The organism is Candidatus Margulisiibacteriota bacterium (assembly GCA_028715625.1).
Classification (GTDB): Bacteria; Margulisbacteria; Riflemargulisbacteria; order GWF2-35-9; family GWF2-35-9; genus JAQURL01.
The window spans coordinates 10,338-20,112 of the sequence record JAQURL010000048.1 but is presented as its reverse complement, the minus strand read 5'-3'; the positions used below and the strand labels follow the sequence as shown (position 1 = coordinate 20,112).

The following is a 9,775-nucleotide window of genomic DNA, read 5'->3' as shown; positions in this document are numbered from 1 at the left end:
CTATATACTGGCTCAAGATAATTTCGTTGCCTTTACCGACAGCGAAACAATTTTTCTGTTCAGCTCCAACAGCGATCAAACCTTCAACATTCATCCCATTAAGCGTTACCACAGAAGGAGCATAACCTCTGGAGCGACGAATAATTCTGGATTTTTCATTAACTACCATGACCACCGAATCATCATTGCGGTTATAAATTTCCCGGTTATAAACAAGCACCCCGTCAACCAGCGGGCCCAAATTTTTAATGGCCTGATCATTATCGATGATAATGGGTTCATCGGAAATGTTGCCGCTGGTAAGCACCAGGGGGCCCAGTTTATATTTGATGAAAAGCAGGTGCTGCATAGGAGTATAAGGTAGCATAGCTCCAATTGTGTTCAACCTCTGTGTTACCGATTCTGCTACATCTTTTTTCTTTTTCAAAAGCACGATAGGCCGTTGTATGGAGGTCAGGACAGTTTCTTCTACAGGGCTCATGATGGCATATTTTTTTATAGTTTCAATATCAGGGAACAAAACAGCGAAAGGTTTGGCCTCGCGGTTTTTTATCCGGCGAAGTTCCAATACAGCGGCATTATTCAACGCGTCACAAGCCAGATGGAACCCGCCCAAACCCTTGATGGCAACAATTTTTCCGGCCAGTAACAGATCACCGGTTTTTTGTAATATCTCTTCTATATTCTTAATCTTTTTTTTGCCGATTAGTAATGTATACTGTGGGCCGCATAATTCGCAGGCATTGGGTTGGGCATGGAACCTGCGGTCCAGCGGATCCAGATATTCTTTGGCGCAGTCTTTGCACATTTTAAAATCGCTCATGGTAGTATGCTTGCGATCATAAGGCAAATCTTTGACTATTGAAAATCTGGGGCCGCAATTGGTGCAGTTGATAAACGGATAATTAATACGCTTGGGCATGCTCTGCAATTCGGCGAGACAATCCTCGCATAGAGCCAAATCAGGGCTTACCTGGGTTATTGTATTATCAATATCTTTGCTAGCTAATATCTTAAAATCAGTGAAGCGTTCGGTTGTTGTTATTTCCTGGACATCAATATTAGAAATTTGAGCAGCAGGAGGCGCCTCAGTTTTTATTTTTTTTATAAATTTTTGAAACGCGCTATCTGACCCCTGAACCTTGATGTAAACTCCGTCATTTCTATTCTCTACCCGGCCCGTTAATGCCATTTTTCCGGCAAGCTTATAGATAAATGGACGGAAGCCCACACCTTGCACTAAACCGGTAATTTTTAAGAGATAGGTTTTTGTTGATTTCATAAACTCATCCCCAGCCCTTCTTTTAGCGAAGGGTGAGTTAAACTATACCATATCGGCAATTTCCAGTACTAATTTTTCTGACGATTCCCAACCCAGGCAAGGATCGGTAATAGATTTGCCATAAATGTTTTCATTGGCTTTTTGAGCGCCTTCTACCAGAAAACTTTCAATCATAAAACCTTTGACCAGATTTTTCAGGACACCGGAATGGTTCATGCTGCGCAATACTTCCAGTGCTATTCTCGGTTGTTCATTGCATTTCTTGCCGGAATTGGAATGGTTTGTATCCACTATGACCGCTGGATTTTTTAAGGAACGTTTCAAATACATTTCCGCCAGAATAATCAAATCTTCATAATGGTAATTAGGTATGTGTTGGCCGAAATGGTCCATGGCCCCGCGTAAAACACAATGCGCCAGCGGATTGCCGCTGGTTTTCACTTCCCAGCCGTTATAGGAAAAAACATGAGAAAGTTGCGCGGCTTTAACAGAATTCAACATTACGTCAAAGTCGCCGCTGGTAGGATTTTTCATACCGACAGGGATATCCAGCCCGCTTACTGTAAGGCGATGTTTCTGATTTTCCACAGACCTGGCGCCGATGGCCACATAACTTAAAACATCGGCCAGATACGGATAATTTTCCGGATAAAGCATTTCATCCGCTGCGGCCAGTCCCGACTCTTTCAAGGACCGTATATGCATCCTGCGGATTGCTTTCAGGCCTTCAACCATATTCGGCTCTTCCTGATGCCTGGGCTGGTGGGCCATTCCTTTATAACCTTCTCCGGTTGTCCGAGGTTTATTGGTATATATGCGGGGTACCAGGACCAACCTGTCATTTACCCTTTGTTGAAGCTTGCCCAGCTTGGCATTGTAATCACAGACCGCTTCTTCGTCATGGGCTGAACATGGTCCGATAATTATCAGGAGTTTATTACTTTTTTGAGTAAAAATATCTTTTATTTCCCGGTCCCTCTGGGCTTTTATTTTTTGCAATTCAGGGGATAGCGGCATTTCCTTGAGAATGTCGGTTACTTCCGGTATTTTACGAATATATTCAAAAGCCATATTGGTATTTTACCAAAAATTCCAATTTATGGATAAAAGAATTTATATGATAATATGTATTTAATGTCCTCTAATGACCCTCTTCATGAAAAACTGTTAAAAAAAGAGCTTGTTTATCAAGGTTCATATTTGAACCTGTACCGTTATCATATTGTTTTACCAAATGGCAAAAAAGCAGCCAGAGAAATTGTCGAGGTCCGCAACGCTGTAGCCGTGCTTCCGGTTGATAATGAAGGGAACGTTTATCTTGTAAGACAGCACAGGCCGGCAATAGGCAAAACCATTCTGGAAATTCCGGCCGGTCTGGTAGATAAAGGTGAAACCCTAAACCATGCCGCGAAAAGGGAATGTGAGGAAGAAACCGGTTACAGGCCGGGAAAACTGAAAAAACTGATAACCTACGCTCATGTGGAAGGATATTCCACGGGATTTATAACTTTATTTTTAGGTACAGATTTAGTCTTTACCAACAAAATTCATCTGGACAGCAATGAATTTGTAGAAACTAAAAAGCTCTCTTTTCGAGAGCTTTTAAAATTAATTAAATCTAACAAAATAATTGACTCAAAAACAACACTTGCTGCTTTCTTGAGTCAAAACATTCTCGGCATTACCCCATAACAATAGCGCCCGCTGGACAGCTGTCTGCGCAAATTCCGCATTCGGTACAAATATCTTCATCGATTACTCTTTTATTATCTTTTTCAGAAATAGCCTGAGCAGGACATTCGCTTTCGCACACTCCGCAATTGGTACAATCATTTGTAACTTTGTAAGCCATAAATTACCTCCTTCTTAGTATAAATTCACGAAAATAAAATATCAGAATTTGAAATATTAAGCAAGTTGATATTTAAAATTCGCCTCACCCGCCCCTTCGGGGCACCCTCTCCATAAATGGAGAGGGTAAGAGCATCCCTGTTCAAGCCTTTCTCCGCTTGCGGAGAGAGGCGAATGAATCAAGCAAAGTGGGTAAGTGCGGTTAAAACGTTTGAGCTTGACGAACGGTGACTCTTTGTTTTGTTATTGTCCGTCATGCTTCGTCCCACCTACGCTAAAGCTTCAGCGCGGCAAGCAGGCTCAGCATGACATAACACTTATCTCTTATCTCCTAACACTTATCAAGCCAGGCCAGTAGAGCGAAGCGGCCGGCGTTTTCTTTTTCCCGGCGAAAAGAATAGAAATTTTCGCTGCAAATCGTGCAGATATTTATGCTTTCAATGTTTTCTGGCTGAACTCTCAGAGACAATAATTGATGTTTTATAGCTCCTTTCAAATCAAAAAATATTCTGTTGTTTCTATTAATAAATAAATTCTGAGGAAATGAAGTAAATTCCCGAACCAATTCAGAACCGACTTCATAGCAACATTTTTCAGCGGAAGGTGTAATACCCACAATAATCGTCTCCGGGGCACAACCATATTCCTTTTCAAACTTTTGCAGCATATTGGGAATAATTCCAGCCCTAAATCCTTTCCAGCCTGAATGTGCAACACCAAATACTTTTTTTTGCGGTTCAAAAAATAAAAGCAACGGACAATCTGCTCCCTGCGCCATGAGCACAATCTCTGGTTTATTCGTAATTAAGCCATCGGTATTGGATAACGCTGTAACTTTTTCCAAAGCACCCTTTCCTTTATCGGCTGTTGTTACCAGGTACACATTCGCAGTATGTTCTTGTTGCATAACCACGGTTTGTTGCAGTTCGATATTTAATTTCCTGGCAAGGTGTCGACGATTTTCCAAAACCGTTTGCGGTTGTGAATTGGTCCTGAACCCCAAATTACCATCCTGTTTATCTGATATGTAATGTTTTAAAAAAGTTTCGTTTGAGAAAAGGTTGAACTTCAAAGGAGGTACTATTTGTTTTTATTAAACAAATAAAGAAAACTTTTATAGTTTTCCGGTATCAGCATAAACTTGCCTTCAATGGTTTGTTTGTCGGAATAAAGATTGGTCTGGATCAAAACAATCGGGACCTCATAATTGGTAATCCGGTTCTTTACATATTCCAGGATCGCAGAAGCTTTATAATTAATGACCGTAGGTACAGAAGGCAAAAGCTTGCATCCGGCCATATTGGCAAGGGAAGTTAAAAAACCTGTGCCGAAAACATTGCCGATTTCCCCGAAGATGGAATCGGTCATGCCACCGATTTTATCCAGAGGCACATCCAGGTCTTTAGTAAGAATGGCGGCGATTTCAAAAGCGGATTCAATCTTAAACGTCAAAAGTAAATGACCGTTAAATGAAACACTGCTGTCTATAAACTTCGGGTCTCCGTGATATTCCATATAAATTCCGGAAACGATCTTTTGTGAACCTCCGAAAATATAAGGGATATCCTCAAAACTGATCTCTTTTAAAATAGGGTCCGTAGCTACAACTTCGCTGCCTAACATATTGGTAAGTTGTTGCGCTGCGTCTTTAAGTGCACTGGTAAAAATTGTATCTAGCTGTTCCATGTTTACTTCTATAACATTCATCTTAATTAGCACAGATAAATGAATTTATTATAGTATTTTAATTATACTTATAACACCGGGGTTAATCAATGAATTATAGAAATTGCTCTAAAATATCCCCGATAATAAAAAAACTCCCTGAGCAGCGTTTTTTTATATCTTCCTGTTCCTCCGACTCTCGTTTCCTCAATCCATTTATCAATAAGAAATTGCAATTTACTGAGAAATAGAAATAAAAATCTGTTCAAGGGATTTATTCCTAAGAACCATTTTAGTTCCGGATATTTATTAACAAGGATTACAACCGATTGTCCCATCTTTTCACGTCTTTGCAGTTCATCCATATCAGACCAGACATGAAAATGATAGTTTACGGCGTTTTCAGCGTAAATTATTTTCTGTTTTGCTTTGCGAATCAGACGATAGCCCAGATCAATGTCCTCCCAGCCGTAACCGGTATAATTTTCGTCAAAATATCCGTGCTTTTCGAACAAAATTTTGGGCAGGGAAAGATTGCCTGTTAAAAAATAATAAAAATCAAGCTTTTGCTCATCTCTTAAATGTTTGTTGATATAAGGCCTGCGCAGATATTTTTCCGGGGGGAGTTTTTCCTCGGAAAGTATCCAGGTTTTCCCCTGAATGATAACTTCGCGTTTGTTTTTATTCTGCAAATCATAGTGAGTTTTAACATAATCGGTATGGGCGATCATATCCGCGTCGGTAATAATAATAATGTCAGACGCGGCTGTTTTGATGCCGATGTTTCTGGCTGCGGCTTTACCTTTATTTTCGACTGACAGATAATTCAGTTTAAATCTGTATTTATTTTTTTTTACAGCGTTTTCAGTTCCATCCGTACTGGAACTGTCGACAACTATAACTTCTGTCTTTTGCATGTCAAAATTCTGATTATTAAACGAATCCAGTACTTTAAGAAGTTTGTCTTTGAGGTTAAATGTGCCTATGACTACAGAAATAACCGGCATAATTTTATATCATAAATTCTAAGCAGTTATCTGACAATGCTTAAATTTATACCGAATATACTTTCTAAATATAAATTTTTATTCTATTATATAGAATTATCAAGTTCATAAGGAGCCAAAATGACCACAATACTGCATGTAGATTCTAGTGATTTTTATCGCAAGGTACTGCACAATAAATTCTCTGAAAATGGTTTTGTTTATCTTGAAGCAAAAGATATCGACGAGGCGTACCATATTTTGGAAGTGCAGGTTGTAGATGTAATTTTTACCGCGGTTGAATTCGCTTACCAGGATTCCTCGGTTTTCATCAAAAGGTTAAATAATAGTAAATACCGACATATTCCGGTTTTTGTCATTACCAGTACGCAAAGCCAGGAAAAAAGAGAAGAACTTTTCACGTTGGGAATCATAGATTATATCAACAAAAGCACTTCTCCCGACGATATTTTACGGTACGTCAAATATTATACTTCACATGACAACTTAATTGAAAGAATAAGAAAACTACGGATTGCCGTTGTAGACGACAGTCCCATGGTCCTGAGCATGATTAAAAAAATCTTCGAATTGCACAGAATCACCAATGTCGATTACTACAAGAACGCCTTGGACCTGGATTATACATTAGCCTTTTATGATATATTTCTGGTTGACTATATCCTGGAGGAATCTACAGGTGAAAAAATAGTCCGCAACATTCGTAAGAATAAAAAAAATGCGGTAATCATTGTAGTTTCTTCGGTGCACAACTCCAAAACTATTGCCAATATGTTGTCTATCGGAGCGGATGATTACATTGTTAAGCCCTTTGATCTGGATGTGTTCATGGCCAGGATAAAGACTAATGCCCGTCTGTATTTTCTGGTAAAAGAGCTGGAAGAAAAAAATAAAGAGCTTGACGAACTGAAACAACAGTCAACTGCCAATCCCGACAATCAGCCGCCTGCTTAATTTCGCAGCTGCTTTCTTTTATTAAATTTATAAATCTTCAATACTGAATTTTTTCTTTTTTTTGAACGATATATTTGCAGGGCACAAAATTATGCTTATAAAAACAAAAATTCTGGCTGATGACAGTTCTATCAAGGGAAAATCAATATTATGTGACTATATAAGAGACCACACCTTAAACCGGATAACTCTGGCAGATGTAGAATCTCTGGTTCTTTCGGGGCTGAACCTTGATCAGCTGAATGATAAATCTTTAGGCGGCCTTGTGCATATATATCTGACCAATGATGAATGCATGGTTCCTTTCATAGCTCAGGCTGATTTCTCTTTCAATACTCAGGATAAATACGGCTATACAGCTCTGATCAAAGCAGCGCTGAAAATTAACAAACAAACCACTCAAATCTATAAAAAATCGATTATAAATTTACCGCTCAATAATGAACTGAAAAATTTTATCGCCAGGTATAAAGACAGGTACACATATGATATCACCAATAGATCACTGGTAATTACGGGTGGAGCAGCGAGCGAAAAGGAAAAAATAGAATTGCTGGATATTTACGAGGATAAAAAAATACAGTCTGCCATCACTGATGTTTTGAGCAGGTTTTATCTGTCTGATTTATTGCAACAATTCCCGGAAATAAAATCACATTTATATTATTTTTTCAAAAAATCCGATCTTCAAAAAAATTTTCTGGAATTAAGAACAAATTTAAAAATATTAACATATATAAAACATGTAATTAAGAATCCCTACAGACAGATTGATCTGTATTCTTTTTTTATCAGCAAATTCATGAAATATTATAATTTTCAGATACTGTTGAAAAAAGCTGTGGAAAAGAAAGTAAATTTCGATCTGACCACGAATAATAAAGAAACACTGCTACATGTAGCGGCAGGCACAGGAGACCTTGATGTGGTCAAAGCAGTATGCGAGACCGGAATAAATTTGGATGCCCGGGACCATGCCGGGGACACTGCTTTGAAGCTTGCTATAAAACATACATGTATTCCGGAAAGAAAAAATGATTTCATGGCAATAGCCAGATATCTTATAGAAAAAAACGCTGATGTTAGTATCCCAAATAATGACGGCTGGACAGATCTGATGCTGGCCATAGAAAATGAAGCGCCTTCCCTGATTGATCTGTTATTATCAAAAAAAGCTCCCATACATCCGCACAGTAAAAACGGCTTTTCCGCAACATCTCTTGCATATAATCTTGAGGACAAGGAAACTCTCAATAAAATTAAAAGCCGCATTAATGAAATTCTTGATGACCTGCGTGTCCGGATTGGAGCTTTAAAAGACAAAATAAATATTTTTACAGGCCGGGAGGCGGAAAATATTGTAAATACTTTATACGATCTGAATATGCTGGAGATCGATGCCAGCCGGGTATTTCAGGATTTTATTCATGAGCTAAAACAGCAAACAACGGACAAAAAAAGGTTTGAAGCTCTTCATTCTTTTAATATCTGCCTAAAATCTTTGCGTACCAAAGACCAGCACACCGCTACTTATAATCTGGCAAAAAATCTTTATCTGCTTGGGTTTATATTTAATCCCATTGAATTTAAGGCCGGTCATCTTATCAAAGAATTATTTCTGGGTATAACTTCTGAAGAATTAGATCTGGTGTTTGAATGCATTATGCAAAAAGCAGACATAAATGCCAGAGATGAGGATGGTTGTACGGCTTTGCAGGTAGCGAGAAATATCAAAAATAAAAATATTATAAAACTGTTGATAGCTGTCGGCGCTAAAGAATAGGGTCTGTATCCGGTTCTTCCTCTTCAAAAGGCAGTAATTCGGCAAATTTTTTAGCCATTAATCTCAGCTTTTTTGCATCATATTTTTTCAGATTTACTGTTTTAAACTTGTTGAACAGAGGATGAACCTCAGCATTTGTCAGAAGTTCAGCTGACTCTTGTGCTGATTTGGGAATATTCGGATTATAGTCAGGATTCCTGACATCATTAAAACCTAAAGATAACCCACCCAAAGAAATTGGTTCCATGTTTATTTTATGCCCGTTTTGGAATTTTCTAAACGGTAAGCTATTCCTTAACCCTGCTCCAGACCTGGGTTTTCCCTAAAAAACCCCAGGCATCCAAAGAACCGCGAACCCGCAGTATATCCTTATTTTCCAACTGCATATTGCAATAATAATTTTTTCCGTCTTCCGGGTTATATATGGTTCCGTCTACCCAGCGTTTATCATTATCATTGAAATGAAAACCATTTAATAACTCCAGTCCCAGCAGCGGTTGATCCTGTTTCTTAAGATCAGGGTTCATCACGTCTGTTTTTGGTTTGCCGATTTTATCCGGATAGCGCTCTCCAAAATAAGGATTTTTTAACCAGACAATTTTCCCTTTATATTCAGTGTTATTCTTATATATTTCAATTTGAGAATTCTCGCTGACTGTATACCATTTACCCAAAATAGAATCAGCGTCGACGACCGACAAGCTCAATGAAATCAAACCGAATAATAAAAGATACTTGATTATTTGCATATTGATCCTCCTCGTTAAACTCATGCTTCACCTTCGACAAGCTCAGGGTAAACCAGGCCCGGCATGACTGTCACACTGAGCTCAGCCTGCCCTGAGCCTGGCGAATGGACGAAGTGTGATAATATTGAAATTATAATCTATAATGTTTGGCCTATCCATATCCCCGCCACATCCGCTGTGAAATCCCACCAATCAAATCCTGATCCATAAAACTGATCATAAATTTCTTTTAATAGTCCGAGTGTAGCCGCAGAAATTCCTGATACCAGGCAGGCTGCACTCTTGTTTCGTTCCGGCTTGCAATATTATTAACATAATTTTCGCTGACACAGAAACTGAGAGACAAAAAAATAACAATCAGGTAAAAATATGTATTTTCTAAAAATTTTGTAACATAATTTTTTTACACTATACGGCAATTTCACCTAGCCATAAAAGATTTCTCGATTTATAATTTGGGAGGCCTGACCATTAGATACCGGAG

Annotated in this window: 11 protein-coding genes; 3 read left to right on the top strand and 8 right to left on the bottom strand. The window is 38.6% G+C overall.

Annotated elements, in window-relative coordinates:
- Together hypF and PHV30_08380 are read right to left on the bottom strand one after the other, a co-directional pair.
- The coding region (hypF, locus tag PHV30_08385; GenBank protein MDD5457035.1) for a carbamoyltransferase HypF at nt 1-1,282 on the bottom strand (1,282 nt) is incomplete at its 3' end.
- 42 nt (nt 1,283-1,324) lie between these two features.
- Nucleotides 1,325-2,353 carry a 3-deoxy-7-phosphoheptulonate synthase gene (locus tag PHV30_08380; protein MDD5457034.1) on the bottom strand — a complete coding sequence of 343 codons (1,029 nt, stop codon included), beginning with the start codon at nt 2,351-2,353 and terminating at the stop codon, nt 1,325-1,327.
- Nucleotides 2,354-2,416: 63 nt separating this feature from the next.
- Here PHV30_08380 and PHV30_08375 point away from each other — a divergent pair, with 63 nt between their 5' ends.
- The gene (locus PHV30_08375) at nt 2,417-2,974 is read left to right on the top strand and encodes an NUDIX hydrolase (GenBank protein MDD5457033.1); all 558 of its coding nucleotides are present in this window, start codon (nt 2,417-2,419) and stop codon (nt 2,972-2,974) included.
- Here the strand turns inward: PHV30_08375 and PHV30_08370 are convergent.
- The 4 genes from PHV30_08370 to PHV30_08355 all read right to left on the bottom strand — a co-directional run bounded on the left by PHV30_08370 (nt 2,964) and on the right by PHV30_08355 (nt 5,805).
- A complete protein-coding gene (locus PHV30_08370; GenBank protein ID MDD5457032.1) occupies nt 2,964-3,134 on the bottom strand; it encodes a 4Fe-4S binding protein in 171 nt (56 codons plus the stop codon). The genes PHV30_08375 and PHV30_08370 overlap by 11 nt on opposite strands.
- Nucleotides 3,135-3,464: 330 nt before the next feature.
- Nucleotides 3,465-4,205, bottom strand: a complete 741-nt coding sequence (gene pgeF, locus PHV30_08365) for a peptidoglycan editing factor PgeF (GenBank protein ID MDD5457031.1) — start codon at nt 4,203-4,205, stop codon at nt 3,465-3,467.
- 8 nt (nt 4,206-4,213) lie between these two features.
- Entirely contained in the window at nt 4,214-4,852 is a 639-nt protein-coding gene (locus tag PHV30_08360) for a chemotaxis protein CheC (GenBank protein ID MDD5457030.1), read from the bottom strand.
- A 53-nt stretch (nt 4,853-4,905) separates the two neighbouring features.
- Nucleotides 4,906-5,805, bottom strand: coding sequence for a glycosyltransferase (locus tag PHV30_08355; protein ID MDD5457029.1), 900 nt, complete (start codon nt 5,803-5,805; stop codon nt 4,906-4,908).
- Nucleotides 5,806-5,925: 120 nt separating this feature from the next.
- Between PHV30_08355 and PHV30_08350 the strand changes: the two genes are divergently transcribed.
- Both PHV30_08350 and PHV30_08345 read left to right on the top strand, forming a co-directional pair.
- Entirely contained in the window at nt 5,926-6,759 is an 834-nt protein-coding gene (locus PHV30_08350; protein MDD5457028.1) for a response regulator, read from the top strand.
- 91 nt (nt 6,760-6,850) lie between these two features.
- Nucleotides 6,851-8,542 carry an ankyrin repeat domain-containing protein gene (locus tag PHV30_08345; protein MDD5457027.1) on the top strand — a complete coding sequence of 564 codons (1,692 nt, stop codon included), beginning with the start codon at nt 6,851-6,853 and terminating at the stop codon, nt 8,540-8,542.
- Here the strand turns inward: PHV30_08345 and PHV30_08340 are convergent.
- Both PHV30_08340 and PHV30_08335 read right to left on the bottom strand, forming a co-directional pair.
- The gene (locus PHV30_08340) at nt 8,532-8,789 is read right to left on the bottom strand and encodes a hypothetical protein (protein ID MDD5457026.1); all 258 of its coding nucleotides are present in this window, start codon (nt 8,787-8,789) and stop codon (nt 8,532-8,534) included. The two genes, PHV30_08345 and PHV30_08340, sit on opposite strands and share 11 nt — an antisense overlap.
- Nucleotides 8,790-8,829: 40 nt before the next feature.
- Nucleotides 8,830-9,291 carry a DUF2147 domain-containing protein gene (locus PHV30_08335; GenBank protein ID MDD5457025.1) on the bottom strand — a complete coding sequence of 154 codons (462 nt, stop codon included), beginning with the start codon at nt 9,289-9,291 and terminating at the stop codon, nt 8,830-8,832.
- Nucleotides 9,292-9,775: the final 484 nt, after the last annotated feature.